Source organism: Kribbella sp. NPDC050241 (assembly GCF_044459685.1).
Lineage (GTDB): Bacteria > Actinomycetota > Actinomycetes > Propionibacteriales > Kribbellaceae > Kribbella.
In genome coordinates, this window is the sequence record NZ_JBITJE010000016.1 from 37,785 (window position 1) to 57,340 (window position 19,556).

18 protein-coding genes are annotated in these 19,556 nt (G+C 67.8%); 4 read left to right on the forward strand and 14 right to left on the reverse strand.

Annotation, left to right across the window (positions count from 1 at the left end):
- Nucleotides 1-6: 6 nt before the first annotated feature.
- Together ACIBG5_RS40180 and ACIBG5_RS40185 are read right to left on the reverse strand one after the other, a co-directional pair.
- A complete protein-coding gene (locus ACIBG5_RS40180) occupies nucleotides 7-1,032 on the reverse strand; it encodes an ArsR/SmtB family transcription factor (protein WP_396397238.1) in 1,026 nt (341 codons plus the stop codon).
- 219 nt (nucleotides 1,033-1,251) lie between these two features.
- On the reverse strand, nucleotides 1,252-2,361 hold the full coding sequence (locus ACIBG5_RS40185) for a magnesium and cobalt transport protein CorA (protein WP_396397239.1): 1,110 nt from the start codon (nucleotides 2,359-2,361) through the stop codon (nucleotides 1,252-1,254).
- A gap of 75 nt (nucleotides 2,362-2,436) precedes the next feature.
- Here ACIBG5_RS40185 and ACIBG5_RS40190 point away from each other — a divergent pair, with 75 nt between their 5' ends.
- The gene (locus ACIBG5_RS40190; RefSeq protein ID WP_396397241.1) at nucleotides 2,437-3,018 is read left to right on the forward strand and encodes a general stress protein; all 582 of its coding nucleotides are present in this window, start codon (nucleotides 2,437-2,439) and stop codon (nucleotides 3,016-3,018) included.
- 111 nt (nucleotides 3,019-3,129) lie between these two features.
- Complete coding sequence (locus ACIBG5_RS40195; RefSeq protein WP_396397243.1) at nucleotides 3,130-3,633, forward strand: MaoC family dehydratase; 504 nt, start codon at nucleotides 3,130-3,132, stop codon at nucleotides 3,631-3,633.
- A gap of 688 nt (nucleotides 3,634-4,321) precedes the next feature.
- Here ACIBG5_RS40195 and ACIBG5_RS40200 read toward each other — a convergent pair.
- From ACIBG5_RS40200 to ACIBG5_RS40215, 4 genes are read right to left on the reverse strand one after another with little or no spacing between them, the layout of a single operon-like run.
- Nucleotides 4,322-5,620: an alpha-L-fucosidase gene (locus tag ACIBG5_RS40200; protein ID WP_396397244.1), complete on the reverse strand. Its 1,299-nt coding sequence runs from the start codon at nucleotides 5,618-5,620 to the stop codon at nucleotides 4,322-4,324.
- A 20-nt stretch (nucleotides 5,621-5,640) separates the two neighbouring features.
- Nucleotides 5,641-6,483 carry a carbohydrate ABC transporter permease gene (locus ACIBG5_RS40205; RefSeq protein WP_396397245.1) on the reverse strand — a complete coding sequence of 281 codons (843 nt, stop codon included), beginning with the start codon at nucleotides 6,481-6,483 and terminating at the stop codon, nucleotides 5,641-5,643.
- A complete protein-coding gene (locus tag ACIBG5_RS40210) occupies nucleotides 6,473-7,417 on the reverse strand; it encodes a carbohydrate ABC transporter permease (protein WP_396397247.1) in 945 nt (314 codons plus the stop codon). Before ACIBG5_RS40210 ends, ACIBG5_RS40205 begins: the two co-directional genes overlap by 11 nt.
- Nucleotides 7,417-8,688, reverse strand: a complete 1,272-nt coding sequence (locus tag ACIBG5_RS40215) for an ABC transporter substrate-binding protein (protein ID WP_396397249.1) — start codon at nucleotides 8,686-8,688, stop codon at nucleotides 7,417-7,419. Before ACIBG5_RS40215 ends, ACIBG5_RS40210 begins: the two co-directional genes overlap by 1 nt.
- 180 nt (nucleotides 8,689-8,868) lie before the next feature.
- Here ACIBG5_RS40215 and ACIBG5_RS40220 point away from each other — a divergent pair, with 180 nt between their 5' ends.
- Entirely contained in the window at nucleotides 8,869-9,630 is a 762-nt protein-coding gene (locus ACIBG5_RS40220) for a FadR/GntR family transcriptional regulator (protein ID WP_360451064.1), read from the forward strand.
- Here ACIBG5_RS40220 and ACIBG5_RS40225 read toward each other — a convergent pair.
- Genes ACIBG5_RS40225 through ACIBG5_RS40250 form a run of 6 tightly spaced genes read right to left on the reverse strand, consistent with a single transcriptional unit; the run spans nucleotide 9,536 to nucleotide 17,132 of the window.
- Nucleotides 9,536-11,365: a xylan 1,4-beta-xylosidase gene (locus ACIBG5_RS40225; protein ID WP_396397251.1), complete on the reverse strand. Its 1,830-nt coding sequence runs from the start codon at nucleotides 11,363-11,365 to the stop codon at nucleotides 9,536-9,538. The two genes, ACIBG5_RS40220 and ACIBG5_RS40225, sit on opposite strands and share 95 nt — an antisense overlap.
- Before the next feature lie 22 nt (nucleotides 11,366-11,387).
- Nucleotides 11,388-12,962 carry a glucoamylase family protein gene (locus ACIBG5_RS40230; RefSeq protein WP_396397252.1) on the reverse strand — a complete coding sequence of 525 codons (1,575 nt, stop codon included), beginning with the start codon at nucleotides 12,960-12,962 and terminating at the stop codon, nucleotides 11,388-11,390.
- Nucleotides 12,963-13,001: 39 nt separating this feature from the next.
- Nucleotides 13,002-13,814: a carbohydrate ABC transporter permease gene (locus ACIBG5_RS40235; RefSeq protein ID WP_396397253.1), complete on the reverse strand. Its 813-nt coding sequence runs from the start codon at nucleotides 13,812-13,814 to the stop codon at nucleotides 13,002-13,004.
- On the reverse strand, nucleotides 13,814-14,788 hold the full coding sequence (locus ACIBG5_RS40240) for a carbohydrate ABC transporter permease (protein ID WP_396397254.1): 975 nt from the start codon (nucleotides 14,786-14,788) through the stop codon (nucleotides 13,814-13,816). Before ACIBG5_RS40240 ends, ACIBG5_RS40235 begins: the two co-directional genes overlap by 1 nt.
- 5 nt (nucleotides 14,789-14,793) lie before the next feature.
- Complete coding sequence (locus tag ACIBG5_RS40245) at nucleotides 14,794-16,086, reverse strand: sugar ABC transporter substrate-binding protein (RefSeq protein WP_396397256.1); 1,293 nt, start codon at nucleotides 16,084-16,086, stop codon at nucleotides 14,794-14,796.
- Nucleotides 16,087-16,097: 11 nt separating this feature from the next.
- Nucleotides 16,098-17,132, reverse strand: a complete 1,035-nt coding sequence (locus tag ACIBG5_RS40250; protein WP_396397258.1) for a LacI family DNA-binding transcriptional regulator — start codon at nucleotides 17,130-17,132, stop codon at nucleotides 16,098-16,100.
- Between the two features lie 105 nt (nucleotides 17,133-17,237).
- Between ACIBG5_RS40250 and ACIBG5_RS40255 the strand changes: the two genes are divergently transcribed.
- Complete coding sequence (locus ACIBG5_RS40255) at nucleotides 17,238-17,813, forward strand: histidine phosphatase family protein (RefSeq protein ID WP_396397259.1); 576 nt, start codon at nucleotides 17,238-17,240, stop codon at nucleotides 17,811-17,813.
- Between the two features lie 52 nt (nucleotides 17,814-17,865).
- Here ACIBG5_RS40255 and ACIBG5_RS40260 read toward each other — a convergent pair whose 3' ends face one another.
- Together ACIBG5_RS40260 and ACIBG5_RS40265 are read right to left on the reverse strand one after the other, a co-directional pair.
- On the reverse strand, nucleotides 17,866-18,822 hold the full coding sequence (locus ACIBG5_RS40260; protein WP_396397261.1) for a hypothetical protein: 957 nt from the start codon (nucleotides 18,820-18,822) through the stop codon (nucleotides 17,866-17,868).
- A gap of 114 nt (nucleotides 18,823-18,936) precedes the next feature.
- Complete coding sequence (locus tag ACIBG5_RS40265; RefSeq protein WP_396397262.1) at nucleotides 18,937-19,494, reverse strand: TetR/AcrR family transcriptional regulator; 558 nt, start codon at nucleotides 19,492-19,494, stop codon at nucleotides 18,937-18,939.
- Nucleotides 19,495-19,556: the final 62 nt, after the last annotated feature.

The window sequence follows — 19,556 nt, forward strand, 5'->3', positions numbered from 1 at the left end:
GGGTGGCTAGACGGTCACCCGAAGCTCCGAGGGCGGCTGCCGGGTCTTACCCGAGCCGTGGCCGGACAGCAGCCAGATCCCCAGCTGGGTGATCTCGTGACGCACGGACGCGCCGTCCCGGCGGGTGGTGATCAGGCCGGCCTCCCGCAGGACCGTGGCCTGGTGGCTGGCCGCGGCCGGGGAGATCTTGCACCGCTTCGCGAGCTCCGTCGTCGTACAGCCGGAGACGGCGGCCTCCAGCGCGGCGGCACGGGTCGAGCCGAGCAGCGAGCCCAGCGCGTCGGTCGACGGATCCGGCTCTGCGGGCCCCTGCCGCAGGATGCCCGGCGCGTGCTGGATCGGGTACACCAGGATCGGCTTCAGCTCCGGGTCGCGCAGCTTGGTCGGCACCTGCCAGCAGAACGCCGACGGCTGCAGTTCGATGCCGCGCCCGTCCAGGTAGAGGTCGCGGTCGTTCATGTCCAGCACCTGCAGGACCGGCGCCACCCACCGGACCCGCGGATGCAGCGACGAGAGCAGCCGGTCCACCCCGTGACGGGCCAGTGCCTCCCCGCGGTGTGCGTGATCGGCCGACACATGTGTCCCGATCGACTTCCAGTACGGCGCGATGGCGGCCGCGTGATACGTGCGGATCGCCCGGCCGAGCTTCTGCAGCGAGGAACGCTCGCCTTGGGCCAGCTCCCGCGTCCACGGGGAGACCGGACGGTACTTGCTGAGCAGGTCGAGCTGGCTGCGGATCTGCTGCCGCGGCGTGGCCAGCGTCAGCTCCAGCGCGGTCTCGAAATCCGGTGCGGGCTCGTCCGGGGTGAGGAAGTCCGGGGAGTAGCCGCGCAGCGGGGTCAGCTCGAGCAGGAGCCGCATCTGCTCCGGAGCGACCTTCGCCCGCACCTGCCGGCGCCAGTCCTCGAAGATCAGCCGCCCGTCGGAGTGCTGCAGCATGTGGAGGCTCAGCAGCACCTCCCACAGCGGCGCGGGGTTGGTGGCGACCGTGACCCGGGTCAGATCACGCGGTGTGAAATGAATACGAAGCACGGCACAGCCCTCCCTGCCTACCGAGACGCCGAACCCATCACGACATCCCCCGATGCCGCCGGTCGCAGAATGTGGCGGCCTGCTGACCGAACGCGATGGCCGCATTCAATCAAGGGCGCCGAGCCGTCCACAACTGTTGGAACATTCCAAACGAGTGGTACTCGTGGCCATGGCAGAAGGTTGCCAACTCGTGCGTGACGTTGTATTGGAACTGCGGCCTCAGAGCCAGTGGTTTCGCTTGAACAATCGGTAAAGGACCGTGCACGCGGCGAACATGATGCCGAGGACCACGAAGTACGCGTACTTCAGGTGCAGCTCGGGCATGTTGTCGAAGTTCATCCCGTAGATGCCGGCGATCATCGTCGGGACGGCGATAATCGCCACCCACGAAGAGATTCGGCGCATGTCCTCGTTCTCGGCGACCTGAACCTGGGCCAGCCCGGCCTGCAGGATCGAGCTGAGCAGCTCGTCGAACGAGATCACCTGCTCCTTCACCCGGAGCAGGTGGTCGTCGACGTCGCGGAAGTAGTTCCGGGTCTCGTCGGCGATCAGCGGGTGGCGCAGCGTCGACAGCGCCCGCATCGGACCGGTCAGCGGAGCCACCGCCCGCTTCAGCTCCAGCACCTCGCGCTTGAGTTGGTAGACCCGGTCGATGTTCCGCCAGCCGCGCGGGCTGAACATCTCCGTCTCGATCATGTCGATGTCCGCCTGTACGGCGTCCGTCACCTCGAGGTACCTGTCGACGACAAGGTCCGCGATGGCATGCAGTACGGCGCCGGGACCGAGGGCGAGGCGATCCGGCTGCTCCTCCAGGGACTGCCGGAGTCCGGTCAGCTCACTGTGCTCCCCGTGCCGGACCGTCACGACGAAGCCGGGTCCGCAGAACACCATCACCTCACCCGACTCCACCACTTCGCTGGTAGCGGTCAGGTCCCCGTGCGGGACATACCTGACTGTCTTCAGTACGGCGAACAACGTGTCGTCGTACCGCTCGAGCTTCGGGCGCTGGTGGGCCTCGGTGGCGTCCTCGATGGCCAGCGCGTGCAACCCGAACTCCGCGCCGATGATGGCCAACTGGCGGTCATCGGGCTGGAACAGACCGATCCAGACGAACCCCTGACCCCGCTTGGCCCGGCTCAGAGCCTCCGTATAGGAGTTGATCTTGGAGTCGCGCCGGCCGTCGCGGTAGAACGCCCAATCGACCAGGGCGCCGTCCAGCTTCCCGCTGGCGACCAGGTCCACCGGTCCCGGGCCGTCACCGCCCGAACGCCGGGCGAAGACTCGTCCCATCCGGCGTGTCACGCCTGTGTCCCACCGTCGCCCGGCCATCACCGGCGAGGCTATCAAGGCGCGGTAACCAGCCGTCGGCAATGATGGGGGTGACGAACGTGGAGAGGAACGACGATGACCCCGCAGGGCATGCCCTCGATGGACCCCCGGCCGAGTGGCCTGACGATCGGGACGTACGACACCTACCGGGAGGCGCAGCGAGCTGTCGACTACCTCTCGGACGAGAAGTTCCCGGTCGAGCACACGACCATCGTCGGCAACAACCTCCGTCAGGTGGAGAAGATCACCGGCCGGCTCACCTGGGGCCGGGCGCTGACCGCGGGACTGGCCAGCGGTGCCTGGTTCGGTCTGTTCGTCGGCCTGCTGCTGGGCCTGTTCACGACGGGCAACTGGCTCGCCGCGCTGCTCACCGGTGTGGTGCTGGGTGCCTTCTTCGGTCTGGTGTTCGGCGGCCTCGGCTACGCCCAGTCCGCCGGCCGGCGCGACTTCACCTCGCGGAACGCGGTGGTCGCGACGACGTACGACGTACTGTGCGACTTCAAGTTCGCTGAAGAGGCGCGGAACCACCTGGCCAAGCTTGCTCTGAAGGGCGAGGTCAACCCGCGCCTGCCGGAGCACCAGGCCACGCAGCAGGCGGCCGCGCAGCAGCCGGTCACGCAGCAGCCGGTCGAGCCAGGGCAGCGGCCGCACGACTGAGCTCCCCGGTGGGAGGTGACCTATCTCTCCTGCCGGTGAGAGCCACACCACGGACCGGGGACGCCCGGATTCGGCAGCATGGGGGGTCCATCGGGTTCAGGAGGAGCCGGCATGCAGTTCGGGCGTAGCTATGAGGAGTTCGAGGTCGGTGCCGTCTACAAGCACTGGCCGGGCAAGACGGTGACGGAGTACGACGATCATCTGTTCTGCCTGCTGACGATGAACCACCACCCGCTGCACCTCGACGCGCACTACGCCGGCGAAACCACCCAGTTCGGCAAGAACGTTGTGGTGGGCAATTACATCTACTCGATCCTGCTCGGCATGTCGGTGCCGGACGTGAGCGGCAAGGCGATCGCGAACCTGGAGGTCGAGTCGCTGCGGCACGTCGCCCCGACCTTCCACGGCGACACGATCTACGGCGAGACCGTCGTACTGGACAAGTGGGAGTCGAAGTCGAAGGACGACCGCGGCGTCGTGTACGTCGAGACCAAGGGCTACAAGCAGGACGGCACCGTCGTCTGCCTCTTCCGCCGCAAGGTCATGGTCCCCAAGAACACCTACCTGGAAGCCCGGGGCGGAGACCAGCCCGGCCGCCCCACCCCGGCTTCCTAGCCCCAACCACCCCCGCCCCGCACCGCCCCCCGACCACCCCACCCCGCACCGCCCCCCGACCACCCATGCGCGCCCCGGCCCGCACCCATCTGATGGGCTGACCCACGCCGTAGTGGGTCGGCCAACCGCACGCGGTGGGTCAACCCACTGTCTGGTGGGTCGACCCACGAGCCCGGACCCCGCGTCGCCGTCGGCTCTTCGTGCAGCCGCCTTCGCGCTGTCCGGCGTACGTCGCGGTGCCGGGTGCTCGTTCGTGTGTGGTGGGTCGACCCACGCGTTTGGGGGTTGGCCAACCGCACGCGGTGGGTCAACCCATGAGCCCGGACCCCGCGTCGCTGTCGGTTTTCCGTGCAGCCGCGTTCGCGCTGTCCGGCGTACGTCGCGGTGCCGGGTGCTCGTTCGTGTGTGGTGGGTCGACCCACGCGTTTGGGGGTCGGCCAACCGCACGCGGTGGGTCAACCCACTGTCTGGTTGGTCAACCCATCAGCCCGGACCCCGCGTCGCCGTCGGCTTTCCGTGCAGCCGCGTTCGCGCTGTCCGGCGTACGTCGCGGTGCCGGGTGCTCGTTCGTGTGTGATGGGTCGACCCACGCGTTTGGGGGTCGGCCAACCGCACGCGGTGGGTCGACCCACTGTCTGGTTGGTCAACCCATCAGCGGGTGGTCAGCAGCAGGCGGGGTGGCGGGGTTTCAGGTGAGGAAGAGTTCGATCACGGGGACCAGGGTGTTGGGTTTCTGGATCGGGAGTTTGAGAGTGAGGGTGTCGGCGGAAGTGCCGCCCATGGTGGTGTTCTGGGCGGTTTGGTGAGGATCGTTGACGATGCGCTTGATCTCGGACGCGTCGTTCAGGAGCTGGGCGTACTTCACCTTGCCGGCCAGGCCGGGCAGGTGGACGTGGCCCATCGGCCACGAGAACAGATGCAGGTAGAGCCGGTTGCCTCTCTGGGTCAAGCGGCAGTCGGCCGGAGCGGTGTACCCCGAGGCCGGCCGGGCTCCACGGATCGACCGCTCGTGCAGCCGCATCCATTCGCCGATCGATGCCAACGTAGCCAGTGCGCGCGGGTCGAACTCGCCCCGCCCGGTCGGGCCTACGTTCAGCAGCAGGTTGCCGTCCTTGGAGACCGAGTCGACCAGCATCTTCACCAGCAGCTCGGGTGACTTCCAGTCCAGGTTGTCCCGGTCGTAGCCCCAGCTGCCGTTCAGCGTCTGGCAGGCCTCCCACAGCACCGGCTGCCCGTCGCGTTCCATCGGGCCGTCCGGCTGGTACTGCTCCGGCGTGACGAAGTCGCCCGGGATGTCGAGGCGGTCGTTGATCAGGATGTCCGGCTGCAACTCCCGGACCATCGCCATCAGTTCCTCGGACCGCCAGTCGTCGCGGCCCTTGCCGTGCCCGTCGCGGCCGTCGGGGTAGGTCCGGCCCGGGTAGGAGAAGTCGAACCACATGATGTCGATCGGGCCGTAGTTCGTCAGCAGTTCGCGCGTCTGCGCATGCAGGTAGTCGGCGTACACCTGGATGTCGCGGCCGGCCGCCTTCGCGATCGCCTCCTCGTCGTCCCGCTGCGGATGCACCAGGTCGATCGGGAACTCGGGATGATGCCAGTCGATCAGCGAGTGGTAGAAGCCGACGCCGAGCCCCTCGGCCCGGCAGGCCTCGACGAACGGGCCGACCAGGTCCTTGCCCCACGCGGTCTTCGCGACCGTGTAGTCCGAGACCTCGGAGTCCCACAGGCAGAAGCCTTCGTGGTGCTTGGTCGTGAGTACGGCGTACTTCATGCCGGCCTCACGGGCGGCGCGAGCCCACTTGCCCGGGTCGTACAGGTCCGGCTCGAAGTGGTCGAAGTACGGCTGGTAGTCCTCGTCGGTCAGCCGCTCGAGGTTCTTCACCCACTCGTGCCGGGCCGGCAGCGAGTACAGCCCCCAGTGGACGAACAGGCCGAACCGCCAGTCACGGAACTTCTCGACGGAATGCGCAGGAGGCGCGTCGGTCATCTCAGATCTCCTCGGAGTAGTTAACGGCCGCCCAGACCGGTGACGAGCAGGCCGCGGACGAGATGCTTCTGGAGCAGGATCACGAGCAGGACGGTCGGTGCCATCGCCATGATCGAGGCCGCCATCATCAGGTTCCACTGAGTGCCTTGCTGGCCGACGAACTGAGCCAGGCCGAGCGGCACCGTGCCCTTGTCCGCGATGCTGTTCACGATGATCAGCGGCCACAGGAAACTGCCCCAGAAACTGATGAAGGTGAAGACGGTCAGTACGGCGATGGCCGGCCGGGCCAACGGCAGCATGATCCGCAGGAACGAGCGGAACGGCCCGCACCCGTCGACCCGCGCCGCCTCCTCCAGCTCGGCCGGGACGGTCAGGAAGAACTGCCGCAGCAGGAAGGTGCCGAACGCGGTGAACGCCCAGGGCAGGATCAGCGCCCAGTAGCTGTCCACCCAGCCGAGCGACTGCATCAGCCAGTACATCGGCACGATCAATACCTCCTGCGGCACCATCAGCGTGCCCAGGAACAGGACGAACAGTTGCTCACGGCCCCTGAATTGCAGCCGGGCGAAGGCGTACGCCGACAGGCTCGAGGCGATCACCACGACCGCGGTACCGGCGATCGCGACGAACAGACTGTTCAGGAAGTAGCGGCCGAACGGCGCGAACGTGAACGCGTCGGCGTAGTTCTGCCAGCGGATCTCGGAGCCGAACAGCTCCGGCGTCGGCGTGAACACCTCGTCCGCGGGTTTCAGCGAGGTGGACACGGCGTACACCAGCGGTCCGAGGAAGGCGATCGCGACGATGATCAGCAGCGTGTGCGAGACCCCGCTGCGGACCCGGCGGCCAACGGTTTCAGACGTCATACTGCACCCACCTCCGCTGCCCGGCGAACTGGATCGCGGTGACCGCCATGATGATCACGAACAGCACCCAGCCCGCCGCGGACGCCAGCCCCATGGTGAGGAACTGCCAACCCTGGTTGTAGACGAACATCACGATCGTCTGGGTGGCCACGCCCGGACCGCCCTGGGTCAGGATGAACGGTTGCACGAACACCTGGAACGACGTGATCAGCGTCATCGTGGTGGCGAAGAAGATCGACGGTGTGATCATCGGCCAGGTCACGTACCGGAACCGCTGGAACGGCCCGGCGCCGTCGATCTGGGCCGACTCGAGTTGCGACTGCGGCACCTGGTCGAGGGCGGCGGAGAAGACCAGGAAGTTGTAGCCGAAGCCCTGCCAGATCGACATCGCGACGACGGCCGGCATCGCCCAGGTCGACGAGCCGAGGAAGTTCGGCGCGTTGATGCCGAACCAGCTCTCCAACGTGGTGTCGATCAGACCGCCGGGCTGGAACAACAGCCGCCAGACCATCACGTTGGCCACCATCGGCGTCATCACCGGGATGAAGAACAGCACGCGGAACGCCTGCCGGCCCCTGATCTTCGGCCCGACCCAGACCGCGAGACCCAGCGACACGACCAGGTTCAGCGGCACGTACAGCACCACGAACAGGGCCGTGTTCAGCACCACCCGGCGGAACACCGGATCGTTCAGCAGCTGGGTGTAGTTGTCGATGCCGAGGAACTTGCGCTCGCCGAACACCGGCCAGTCGAACAGGCTGATCGCCAGCGCCATCGCGGTGGGGAACAGCGTGAACAGGGCCAGCCCGCCGAGGCTCGGGGCGAGGAAGATCCCGGCGAACCGGCCGTCCCGTCGCAGCGCGGGCCGGCGCCCCACCCGGTCGGCCCCGGAGGGCAGACCAGGCGGAGCGACGGTCGTGGTGTCGGTGGCCATCAGGAACCGGCGCCCGCCTGGTCCTGGATGGTCTTCAGCGCCTGGTCCGGCGGGATCTCGCCGTTCAGCGCCTGCGTCCCGAACCGGTTGAGCAGATCAGCCACCTGGACCCAGTTCTTCGAGGTCACCAGCGGGACCGAGTTCTCGGACGCGTAGTCGATCGTCTCCTTGGCGCCCTCGACCTTCACCGCGGTGAACCAGGCCGGGTGCGCAACGGTGCGAGCCGGGTACGCCCGGCCGGCCACGGCCAGCGTGGTCAGCGGCTTCTCACTCGTCATCGACATGATCGCCTGGAAGGCCGCGTCCGGCGTCTTGCAGGACCGCGAGATGCCGAAGCCCGAGCCGGCCGTGTACGTCTTCGAGCCGTCCGGACCCGCCGGGATCGGTGCGATGCCGAGGTTGAACTTGACCTTGCCCTTGACGTCGATCAGCGACCACGGCCCGTTCAGCTGCATCGCCGCCTTGCCGGAGGTGAACTGCTGGGTCTCGAAGTCGGGGTTGCCCGACGGCACCTGCGGGGCGATCTTGTCGGTCTTGACGAAGTCGGCGTACGTCGTGAAGCCCTCTTCGAACTTCGGGTCGGTGAGCGCGAGCTTGCCGTCGGCGAGCGGCTCGGCGCCGGTCTGGGTGCGAACCCAGGACGTCACGCCCAGATCGCCGGGACTCGTCACGAATCCGGTCCGCCCGGCGGAGGTGAGCTTCTTGGCGGCCGCGGTGAACTCGTCCATCGTCCAGCCCGGCTTCGGCTCGGCCACGCCGGCAGCCTTGAACAGGTCGCGGTTGTAGAAGATCACCATCGGGCCGGAGTCGTACGGGATCGCGATCTGCTTCCCGTCCGCCTTCAGGCCGTCCATGATCGGCTTGTCGAAGTCCTCGGTCTTCAGGCCGTACTTCTTGATCAGATCGTCGAGCGGGAGCAGGGCGCTCGCGTACGACGCCAGTCGCAGGCTCTGCATGCCCATGATGCACGGCGCCTTGCCGCTCGCCAGCAGGGTCCCGACCTTCGCCCAGTAGTTGTCCCAGGTGGTGCCCTGGAGCTTGACGGTGATGCCGGGATGGTCCGTGTGGGCCTGATCCGCGACCTTCTGCCACGCGGCCTGGTCCTCGGTCCCCGCGACCCAGAACGACCAGGTGAGATCGGCCTTGTCGGCCGAACCGGATCCGCCGCCACTGCTGTCGTTGCCGCCGCCACAGGCCGCCACCGCCGTCAGAGCCAGCACCGACAGGGCGGCGGTGGCCCAGCGGCGAGCCCGCGCTGGTGTTCCTCTCATCCTGACCTCCATGGAGAGCTGTGATTCATCCGATCAATATGCCGAAGTCTTGACGAGAGTCAACAGTTCGTGGCCTTATTTCAGGGCAGAAACTCGGCGTTGAGCGTAGATGCGCCGAGTAGACCTCCGATGTATTGTCCCAAGACATCGGAGGTTTCCGGGCCGAGCAGGGAGGCTGGCATGCGGGTCACCGACGAGGCGATCGACCGGATCAAGCAGATGATCGTGTCCGGCGAACTGCAGCCTGGCGACCGGCTGCCGCGCGAAGCCGACCTGGCCGCGCGCCTCGGCCTGTCCCGGAACTCGCTGCGCGAGGCGGTCAAGGCGCTGGCGCTGATCCGGATCCTCGAGGTCCGCCAGGGCGACGGGACGTTCGTGACGAGCCTCGACCCGTCCCTGCTGATGGAGACGATGGGGTTCGTCCTCGACCTGCACCAGGACGCGTCGGTGCTCGAGTTCTTCGAGGTACGCCGGATCCTCGAGCCGGCCGCGGCCGCGCGGGCCGCGCTCCGGATGCCGGACGAGGACGTCGCCGCATTACGCAAGCTGCTGGACGATCTCGGCGAGGAACCGTCGGCGGACGATCAGCTCGCCTGTGACGTGGAGTTCCACCGGCAGCTCGCGATCGGCAGCGGCAACCGGGCGCTGGCCTCGATCATCGAGAGTCTGCGTCAGCCGACGTACCGGGCCCGGATCTGGCGCGGCCTGACCCAGACCGGCGCGGTCGCCCGATCGGTGGCCGAACACCGCTCCATCCTCGACGCCATCGCCGCCCGCGAACCCGAGGTCGCGCGGGCCTGGGCGACGGTCCACATCGCCGGCGTGGAGCGCTGGATCCAGGACGCGGTCAACCTTGACTCGGGCGAAGCTCCACCAGGACAGCGGACGGCATCGGGAGGGTCAGCTCGAGTGCTGAGCCGTTCCACTCCAGCGGAGTACTGACCATCTGGCTCCGGTCGGCCAGCTCGGTCAGCTGCTCGTCGGTGGGCCAATCGCCGATTCCCAAGTCGGCGGCGGCTGCGACGAGATCGCCGACGCCGATGCCGAGTGTGGTGACGGTGGCCTGCCAGGACGGATCCACGCCGGGCAGCTGCACGTGGACCGTCCTGGACAGTTCCGGTGCCCCCGCCGACTTGGTCTGGTCGAGGGTCAGATTCCACAGCAGTACGGCGATCCGATCGTCATCCCGGGAGGCCCACGCCTCCACCAGGCTGCCGCCACCGTCGCCGCTCCACGTCACCGGCAGCTCGACCGGCCCGAGCCGGCTCAGCAGGCTCATCGCGTGGTACCGGGGCTTCGCCAGTCCACCAACGGTCTGCAAGCCGAAGCCACCATGCAGGAACCGCGGCGGACGGCCGAGCTCCTCGAAGTGGTCCGACGCGACCCAGTACGCGAGCGCGTCGACCCGCCCGGCCGCCGACTTCATCCCGCGCAGCAGGAACACTCCGGAGAACACCGAGTCGTTGATCGGGTTGAAGTGCGTCGGGGTCACGCCCCACTCGGTCCACAGGATCCGCGCGTCGCCGAACCCGTGCCGATCCAGCGACGCCTGCACATCGAGCGGCGGACTGCCGTAGGTGTGCGTCGACACGAAGTCCACCGGCGTACCCTCTGCCGCCGCATGCGCGAGCAGGTCGTCCACCCAGCCCGCCGCGGCCGACGACGGTCCGCCGATCGCCAGTCGCGGGTCCACCGACTTCACCGCTGCCGCGGTCACGTCGTACAGATGCAGGTACTCGGCTTTCGTGCCGGACCAGAAGACCTCCAGGTTGGCCTCGTTCCACACCTCGAAGTCCCAGGTCAGTACCTCGTCGAGGCCGTACCTCTCGACCAGGTGCAGCACCAGTGCGCGGACCAGGTCGTACCAGCGCTCGTACGACTTCGGCGGCGAGATGATCGCGCCGTACGCGAACACGGTCTTGGCCGGATCACTGGCCAGGTCCCGCGGCATGAACCCGAGCTCGACCACCGGCCGCAGTCCGATCGCCAGCAGCTTGTCGTAGATCGCGTCGACGACCGAGAAGTCGTACGCCGGTTCGCCGTCGACCTCGGCGTACACGCGGGTGTCGTCATGGAAGATCGCATGCGCCCGGACCGTGCGTACCCCGATCTCGTCGTGCATCCGGCGAAGTGCCTGCTCCAGCTCCGCGCCGATCTCGTGACCACCGGTGCGATCCGTGCAGAGCAGCTGGCTGAGCCGTTCGCTGCCGACCATCGGAACCCACGGCGTCGCCAGTTCGGTGCCCTCGGCAGTCGTGTCGACGGTCACCGAAACCACCGGGACGGTGCCGTCGGCAACCAGTGGTACGGCGCTCACCGTGCTGCTCGGACGGCCGCTCGCGGTCACCTCGGGGACGCTCGCGACCGCATACCGGTACGGCGTCCCCGGGGTGCAGGTGGTGTCGACGTACGGCGGCGCCGGGACCGAGAGGATGTCTCCACTGTGGTGATCGACCGGCTCGAGCGGGCCGTGGTCGCCGGTGGACCGCAGGATCAGGTAGCCCGCGGCGCCGTCCACCGGCGTCCAGTCGATCGTCACCTGACCGGCGCCGCCGGTCGCGGTCACCTCCTTCGGCGGATCCAGGTCCGGGAAGGTGAACGCGCGCTCCTCGTCACTGCGGAGCGCGATCCGCGCGTCCCAGTCGGTCTTGGCCTCCACCGAGGCGTCGTCGTGCATCAAGCTGACTCCTGTCGTCGTGTCACTCGAGCCCGGACTCGAACTGCTCCATCGCGATCAGCGGCCGGATCCGGCGCTCGACCGTCGTGGTGCTGAAGTTCCGCCGGACCACGTCGTCGGCGAAGACGTTGCCGATGGCACCCATCACCATCGCCTGGTCCAGGGCCAGGTACCGCTGGGCGATCAGCCCGGACCGGACCGCGACCGAGTCGTAGAAGCCACCCGCGCCGTACGCGTGCAGGTTCGTCTCGATCCGGCGCAGGTTCTCGATCGCCTGCCCCGGCGCGTACTGCATCGCCAGGAACGCGGCGTGCGGGGTGACCACACCGTCGCCGAAGGTGGGATTCGGGTTGACGCCCTCGCGGCAGCCCTCGAAGCCGGCGTCGAAGTTCGTCGCCTCCAGGTCGGACGGATAGCCGCCGGGGTCCATCCCGATCGCCTCGACGCCGTAGACGGAGTACCCGCCCTTCGGGTTCGAGGCCGGCGAGAAGCCCCAGTAGCCGTACTTCGCGTCGTCCAGTCCGTGCTCGATCTGCGCGCGGACGGTCAGCGGGTGGTTGATACCCCAACTGCGGGGTGCCCAGGTCGTCTCCGGGATGAACAGATCGGGCATCAGCGACTCGAACATGTCGCCGCCCCAGGACGGCACGAGCCGCATCCCGCGGTACGAGTAGGTGCCCTCGAAGACGTCGAGACCGAGGTACGTCCGGTGCACGCCCTTCGGCTTCTGCTCGACCCAGGACCAGTCGCACGAGTCCGGGAACGTCCGGTACGTCGCGAAGTACTGCGTGTGCGGGACCTGGTCGAGCGCGAATCCGATGTAGCCGGCGATCCGAGCCTCGGTGTTGCAGGTGTCGTAGTGGAACTTGCGGTAGTACACGTCCGGGCCGGTGCCGGCGTGGTTGCCCTTGTCGGTCTCCTCGTCCGGCGGTGGGGTCTCGAAGAAGCCACCACGCATCAGACCGCCTGGCCGGGCCGCGGGGTTGTAGTAGTAGGCGAAGTTCATCTTGCTGAGCAGCGAATCCGCGAGCGCGCGGGCCCCCGGCTCGGCGCTGCGGACCACCATCAACGCGCAGGCGAGCCAGCCGTTGTCGACACTCGAGACGAACGGCGTGATCGGCTTCGTCCCGTCCGGGTCGACGTACCGGACCTCACCGGTCGATTCGTCGTACCAGTTGAAGTACATGCCGCTCGGCTCGTGGTGGTCGACCTTCGACATCGTGGTCAGGGTCTGGGTGATCCGGCGCAGCGACTCCTTCGGCGAGATGATGCCGAGGTGGCGCGCGACGACGGTGCTCCACAGGTAGCCGCCGATGTTGGTGGGGGAGGTGTACTGGCTGCGGACCGGGTTCGTCACCGAGGAGCCGATGTTGTCGGCCGGGAGGCCGGTCTTCTCGTCGGTCATCGCGACCAGGCTGCGCCAGGTGTCTCGCGCCCAGCGGCCGACGAGTGCGCGGTCGGCCTTGCTCGGCTTCCACCCACCCATCAACAGTTCCGCAGGTGAGCGCGTTCCACCGAAGGCGGGGGCAGCGGTTCCGATGAGAGTGGCGGCGGTGCCGGCGGCGAGCAGGGTACGGCGACTGATGTTGGCGGTCATCTAAGTCTCCAGAAGGGTTATTTGAGTCCGGTGCTGTGGCTATTTCAGTCCGGTGATGGCTATGCCCTTGGTGACATGCCGCTGGAAGACGAGGAACATCACCAGCACCGGCAGGACGACCACGACCGCGCCGGCCATCAGCAGGCCGTAGTTCTGCGCGTTCTGGCCGGTCGAGTACAGCGCCAGGGCGACGGGAAGGGTGTATTTGTCCTCGGTCTGGGCGATCACCAGCGGCCAGAGGAAGTTGTTCCAGGAACCGAGGAAGGTCAGGATGCCGAGCGTGGCCAGGGCCGGCCGCGTCAACGGCAGCATGATCCGGCCGAAGATGCCCAGTTCACTGGTGCCGTCCACCCGGCCGGCGTCCATCAGATCGTCCGGCAGTCCGGAGAAGAACTGCCGCATCAGGAAGACACCGAACGGCGACACCAGGAACGGCAGGATCAGGCCGGGGTAGGTGTTCGCCAGCCCGGCGTTGGTGACGAGCACGAACAGCGGCACGAACGTGACCATGCCGGGGATCATCAGCGTCGCCAGGACCACTACAAAGAGAGTGTCGCGGCCCTTGAACCGCAGCTTGGCCAGCGCATAGCCGATCATCGAGCAGAACGTCAGGTTCCCGGCCGTCACGACCAGCGCGACCACGGTCGAGTTGAGGAAGTAGCGCGGGAAGCTCGCCTTGCGGAACAGGTCGCCGTAATTCTGTGTGGTCGGATTGTCCGGCCACCAGGTCGGCGGGACGCGGAGCAGTTCGCCCTGCGTCTTGAAGCTGCCGAGCACCATCCACAGGAACGGCGCCGCGACGGCCACCAGGCCGAGCACCCCGATCAGGTAGATCCACCAGGTACGGCGCATCACTTCTCCCTCAGCAGCCGGAACTGGATGAACGTGACGACGGCGATGACGACGAACAGGATGTAGGCCATCGACGTGGCCAGGCCGTAGTTGCCGAACCCGAACTGCTGGTAGGTGTACATCGACACCGACAGCGTGCTGTTCAGCGGACCGCCCTGGGTCATCACCAGCGGCTCCTCGAAGAACTGCAGGTAGCCGATGCCGGTGGTCACGCTGGTGAACAGCACGGTCGGACGCAGCAACGGCAGGATCAGGTAGCGGAATCGTTGCCACGAGCTCGCACCGTCGATCTGACCGGCCTCCTCGACGGTCTGCGGGATGCCTTGCAGACCGGCCAGGAAGATGATCATCGCGGAGCCGAAGTTGCGCCAGATCGCCATCGCGATCAGCGACGGCATCGCCAACGTCTTCGACGCCAGCCAGTTCGGCCCGTCGATGCCGAACCAGCCGAGCACGGTGTTCACCAGGCCGGAGTCGGGCGCCAGCAGGAACCGCCAGATCACCGCGATCGCGACGATCGACGTGACCACCGGCAGGTAGTAGCCGACCTTGAACAGGCTCTGGAACCGCTTCACACCACGGTCCAGCAGCACCGCGGCCGCCAGCGCGACCACCAGTGTCAGCGGTACGCCGAGGATCACGAAGTACGCCGTGTTGAACGCGGCCTTGCGGAAGGTCTCGTCCGACAACGCCTTCACGTAGTTGCCGAACCCGACCCCGTTCACCGCGAACGGCGTCCGCAGATCCCGCTGCCGCATGTCGGTGAAGCTCATCCCCAACGACCCCAGCACCGGCCCGGCCGTGAACGCGAGGAACAGCAGCACGAACGGAAGGACGAGCACCCACGCCGCGAAGGTCTGCCGATCCAGCCGCCTGGTGCGGGGGCGCGGACGTACCGTGCTTGCTCGTCCACCCGATGGCGGTCCTCCCGACGAGGTCCGCAGCGCCTCGTCGGGAGCCGTGTCATGAACCATCGGGATCAGCTACCGGTGCCGATCGACGATGCCTTGGTCTGGGTGGCTTTGGCGGTGTCGGCGGGGGACTGGCCCGACTTCGCCATCTTCTCGATCTCGGTGTCGAACGCGTTCGCGACCTGCTCCCAGTTCACCACCGCGGGCGGTGCCTTCGCGCTCTCCAACTGCTTGCCGAACACCGGCAGCAGCGGGTCGGAGGCGATGCTCGGGTCCTGCCACGCGCTCTTCACCGCCGGCAGGTCGGACGACATCTTGAACCACGCCGCCTGCGTCTTCGGATCGGACAGGAACTTGACCAGCTTCCAGGCGCTGTCCTTGTTCTTCGACGTCTTGAACACGACGAAGTTGGACCCACCCACGAACGACGTCGAGGTCTTGTTCTTCGGGATCTCGAACACACCGATGTTCGGCTTGATCGCGTCGCCGCCGAGCTTGGCCACCGACCCGGCCATCCACGGCCCGGAGACGAACATCGGCACCTGGCCGTTGACGAACTGCGCCTCGGTCTGGTTCGGCGGCAGGTCGGTCCCGGCCAGCTTCTCGGTGAAGAAGCTCTGGTAGTACTTCAGCCCCTCCTGCATCTCCGGGGTGTCGAAGGTGAACTCCTTCTGGTCGTCCGTGGTGAGGTTCGCGCCGGCGGACCAGGCGAACGGCATCACGGTCTGCCAGGAGCCGGTACCGCCCGGCTGCAGGTTGATCCCGTACTTCGCGCCGGCCTTGTCCTTCATCGCCTTGGCCATCGCCTTCAGGCCGTCCCAGTCGGTCGGCGGCGTGGTGATCCCGGCCTTCGCGGCCAGGTCCTTGCGGTAGTAGACCAACCGCGTCTCGACGTACCACGGAACGCCGTACTGGGTGTCGCCCACCTTGGTGGTGTCCAGCGCGCCGGGGTAGAAGCCGTCGGTGTCGAAGCCCTGCGGGGTCGGGTCGAGCGCGCCGAGGTCGGCGAACTCGCCCATCCATGTGGTGCCGACCATCGCGGCGTCCGGCAGCGACTGCGCGGTGATCGCGGTGGTGAACTTGCTGTGTGCGGCGTCCCACGGGATCGGCGTGACGGTCACCTTCACGCCCGGGTTGGCCTGCTGGAACTGCTGCATCAGCTTGGGCAGGTTCTCGCCCTCGGTCCCCATCGCCCACACGGTCAGATTGCCGGTGGCGGGTCCTTCGCTGACCGTCGTCGTCGCCTGTGAACCCCCGCTCGGGGTGTCCTCGGACCGGCCACATCCCGCGAGTGCGAGAGCGGTGGCGGTGAGCGCAGCGCTGCCGATCACCAATCGGCGGCGGATGCTGTGGGTGAACATGTGTTGTCTCCTCACTCGGTTCCTGCTGCATCCCCCGGTTGCACCGTGCCACAGCTGTCCCGTAGCACGAGTTGTGTCGCCAGTACGTCGTTCCGCGCCCGGGTCCGTTCCCCGGTCACGCGTTCGTGCAGTCGTTGCGCCGCGAGCCGGCCGAGCTCGATCATCGGCTGCCGCACCGTCGTGAGCCCCGGCGACACGTACCGCGCCGCCATCACGTCGTCCCACCCGGTCACCACGATCTCGTCCGGTACGCCGATTCCTTGCGCACTCAGGCTGTTCATCGCCGCCAGCGCGAGCTCGTCGTTCGCGCAGACCAGTCCGTCCGGCGGGTTCGTTGCCCGAAGCACCCTCTCGCCGACCTCGGCGCCGGCCTCCTCGGTGAGCGGGACCCGCTCGGGCTCCGGCGGCTCCAGCCCCCGACCGGCGTGGGCCCGGGCGAACCCGGCGTACCGCTCGGAGACGTCGTACGAACTGGCCGGATCGCCGACGAACAACAGGTTCGTGTGGCCGTGATCGAGCAACCGGTTCGTCAGCTGCTCGGCGCTGGCCGCACTCTCGCTGCGGACCGAGTCGCAGCCGGTCATCGGCGGATGGGCGACCAGCACCAGCGGGGCGCCGGTCTTGCGCAGGTCCTGGATCGTCGGCAGATCCAGAGCGTTGCCGTGGACAACTATCCCGTCGACCCGGCCGGCCAGGTCGCGGACGCTGCGGCGGGGATCGGGGTGGCCGTGTGTCACCGTGATCACCACGCTCTGGCCGTGCTCGCCGGCCCAGCGTTCGTACCCCATCAGCAGGTCGCCGTAGAACGGGCCGGCCAGGTCGGGCAGTACGAGCCCATGCGCCTCATGCCGTTGTACCGCCAGGCTTCGGGCGGCGCGCAGCGGTACGTAGTTGAGCTCCTGCGCCGCCTGGTCGACCCGGGCCCGCGCCTTCTCCGACACCGGTCCGGTCCCTTGCAGGACGCGCGAAACCGTCGCTATCGACAGCTTCGCGCGGGCCGCGACGTCGTAGATCGTCGCCGGCCTCCCGCTGGTCCCGGATGCCACGTGCTCGCTCCTGAGGGTCGGAGTGGAAGCGCTTACAGTTTCTGACCCTGCCCTGCCCCAGGTGCATCGGTCAAGACCTCGGCCCCGATCTGCGACGATGAAAGCGTGACCACACCGGAACGAATCGACCAGCTCTTCCTGGTCCGGCACGGCGAGACCGAGTGGAGCCGGTCCGGCCGGCACACGTCCGTCACCGACCTTCCGCTGACCGCGGACGGCGAGCAGGTCGCGGCGTCGCTGAAGCAGCGCCTGGCGGCCGAGAACTTCGACCTGGTCCTCACCTCACCGCGGCAGCGTGCCCGGCGTACGGCGGAGCTGGCCGGCTACCCGGACGCCGAGGTCGACGACGACCTGGTCGAGTGGGACTACGGGGACTACGAAGGCATCACCACCGCGGAGATCCGCGAGACCGTGCCCGGCTGGACGGTCTGGGACGATCCCGTACCCAACGGCGAAACCCCGGCTCAGGTGGCGGCCCGCCTCGACCGCGTCAACGCCCGCATCGCCGCCGTCGACGGCGACGTCCTCGTCTTCGGCCACTCTCACGCCCTCCGCGCCCTCACCGCCCGCTGGCTCGAACTAGACGTCACCGAAGGCCGCCACTTCGTCCTCAACACCGCCACCATCTCAGTCCTAGGCTGGGAACGAGGCTCCCCAGCAATCCACCACTGGAACAACTAACCGCTCTCCGGAAACAAGTCGCCGGTGAGAGACTCCTTGTTTCCGAAGATCGTCAGCGGACCGGGCAGGCAGGCCCGCACCGCTTCGCCGCCAGGGCCGGCGCTCGCCGACGCAGTAGCTGCAGCACCTGTACGGCGGCCTGACACGGCCGGCCGGTGACGTCGAACCAGCCGTAACGCAGCGTCGACTCGGTCCGCAGCGTGGCACGGTTGTCCCGATCGAGGTCGCGCCAGCGCTGCCGCGGGACGAGGTGGAGCCGCCCGTCAAGCTCGACCACGAGCTCGAACCCGGCATAGAACACGTCAGTGAATTCGCGGTCCACCGCGCGTTGTCGCTGACCGGTCGGCAACGCGTGCCGGCGTTCGACGTCGCGCAGATAGCGCAGCTCGAGCAGAGAATGCGACCCGGCAGCGACATCCTCGATGATCGGCCGTAGCGACCGGCGATGCCGCAACCGCGGACGGACGGCCAGTGCCGTCGCGATCTCCGCGGGAGCGACTCGGCCGCTCTGACAGGCCTCGGCGATCACCGCCGCCGCCCGGTCAAGCGATCGTGTGCTGCCCACGATGTCGAGGACGGCGTGCGCCGGAGTCCGTCGAGGCGGTACGACGGCCGCGAGGCGAGCCGCCCAGTGCTGGTCGCGATGTACGACGAGATTCGGCTGCCGCCTGACCCGGCGGTGTTCCGGGATCGTCACGTGCACCGGGCGGTTGCTGTCCGGGGTGATCAGACCGAGCTGCTCCGCCGCGGTGTAATGGCTCCAAGCCGCTTCGGGTCCGGAGTAGAGCAGGGCCGCCAGCAACTGCTCGTCGTACCCGATGGGGCCGGTGTGGGTGGCGTAGACGCCTGGGTGAACGGTTTGCCAGCGTCGAGCCCGCAACGGCTGCCGGACCCGTGCCTTGGACCAGCCGGCGGCGGACAGCTGGACGCGCGACACGATCCGATTCTGGTCATGGATCAGCGCATCGATGCCCTCGTCTGCGAGCTGTCGCCGCCACCACCAGTCCATCCGCTCAAGCGTGACGGATTTCGCCGGCGCTCGCCGAGGCGGCTGTGGACAACCGCCTCGTACCGCCGCTGTCCGGAAACAAATCGCCGCTGGGTGGCGATTGGTTTCCGAGGTTCAGGGGTGGCTGATGATCGCGACTAGGTGGTCGAGGCGTTGTTGGTGGTGGGTGGGGCGGAGGCGGGATCCGTTGGCGAGGGTGGCCAGGCCGTGGAGGGAGCTCCAGAAGACCTCGGTGAGGGTTTCGGGGTCGTCGGGGGCGAAGGGGGTGACGACGGCCAGGATTTCGCCGAACGTCGTTCTGAGGATCGCGGGGGTGCCGGCGTCGCCGAACACCAGGTCCGTACGCCGTACGAACATCGCATCGTAGACGGCCGGATGTTCCTCGGCGTACCGCAGGTAGGCCTCGGCCAGTCCGCGTAGGCCGTCGCGTTCCCGGCCCGCGCGAAGTCCGGCGGCCAGTTCTTCGAAGCCTTCGAGTGCCACGGCGGTGGAGATGGCGTCCATGTTCTTGAAGTGGCCGTAGAGGACGGGCTGGCTGTAGTCGACGGCTTCGGCCAGGCGGCGGGTGGTGACGGCCTCCCACCCTTCGGCCTCGGCGAGCTCGCGGGCGGTCCGGACGATCAGCTCCCGCCGCTCCTCCCGCGCCCGTTCCCTGCGTGTCTGACTCGGCATAGACCGGATCTTAGCACTGCTAGACAATCTAGCAACGGCAATGCTAGCGTCGCTAGAGAAAT

Coding starts and splice junctions, on each gene's coding strand:
- ACIBG5_RS40185 (WP_396397239.1), bottom strand. CDS start 2,361: ATGGCCGGGCGACGGTGGGACACAGGCGTGACACGCCGGATGGGACGA.
- ACIBG5_RS40190 (WP_396397241.1), top strand. CDS start 2,437: ATGACCCCGCAGGGCATGCCCTCGATGGACCCCCGGCCGAGTGGCCTG.
- ACIBG5_RS40195 (WP_396397243.1), top strand. CDS start 3,130: ATGCAGTTCGGGCGTAGCTATGAGGAGTTCGAGGTCGGTGCCGTCTAC.
- ACIBG5_RS40200 (WP_396397244.1), bottom strand. CDS start 5,620: ATGACCGACGCGCCTCCTGCGCATTCCGTCGAGAAGTTCCGTGACTGG.
- ACIBG5_RS40205 (WP_396397245.1), bottom strand. CDS start 6,483: ATGACGTCTGAAACCGTTGGCCGCCGGGTCCGCAGCGGGGTCTCGCAC.
- ACIBG5_RS40210 (WP_396397247.1), bottom strand. CDS start 7,417: ATGGCCACCGACACCACGACCGTCGCTCCGCCTGGTCTGCCCTCCGGG.
- ACIBG5_RS40215 (WP_396397249.1), bottom strand. CDS start 8,688: ATGAGAGGAACACCAGCGCGGGCTCGCCGCTGGGCCACCGCCGCCCTG.
- ACIBG5_RS40220 (WP_360451064.1), top strand. CDS start 8,869: ATGCGGGTCACCGACGAGGCGATCGACCGGATCAAGCAGATGATCGTG.
- ACIBG5_RS40225 (WP_396397251.1), bottom strand. CDS start 11,365: ATGCACGACGACGCCTCGGTGGAGGCCAAGACCGACTGGGACGCGCGG.
- ACIBG5_RS40230 (WP_396397252.1), bottom strand. CDS start 12,962: ATGACCGCCAACATCAGTCGCCGTACCCTGCTCGCCGCCGGCACCGCC.
- ACIBG5_RS40235 (WP_396397253.1), bottom strand. CDS start 13,814: ATGCGCCGTACCTGGTGGATCTACCTGATCGGGGTGCTCGGCCTGGTG.
- ACIBG5_RS40240 (WP_396397254.1), bottom strand. CDS start 14,788: ATGGTTCATGACACGGCTCCCGACGAGGCGCTGCGGACCTCGTCGGGA.
- ACIBG5_RS40245 (WP_396397256.1), bottom strand. CDS start 16,086: ATGTTCACCCACAGCATCCGCCGCCGATTGGTGATCGGCAGCGCTGCG.
- ACIBG5_RS40260 (WP_396397261.1), bottom strand. CDS start 18,822: ATGGACTGGTGGTGGCGGCGACAGCTCGCAGACGAGGGCATCGATGCG.
- ACIBG5_RS40265 (WP_396397262.1), bottom strand. CDS start 19,494: ATGCCGAGTCAGACACGCAGGGAACGGGCGCGGGAGGAGCGGCGGGAG.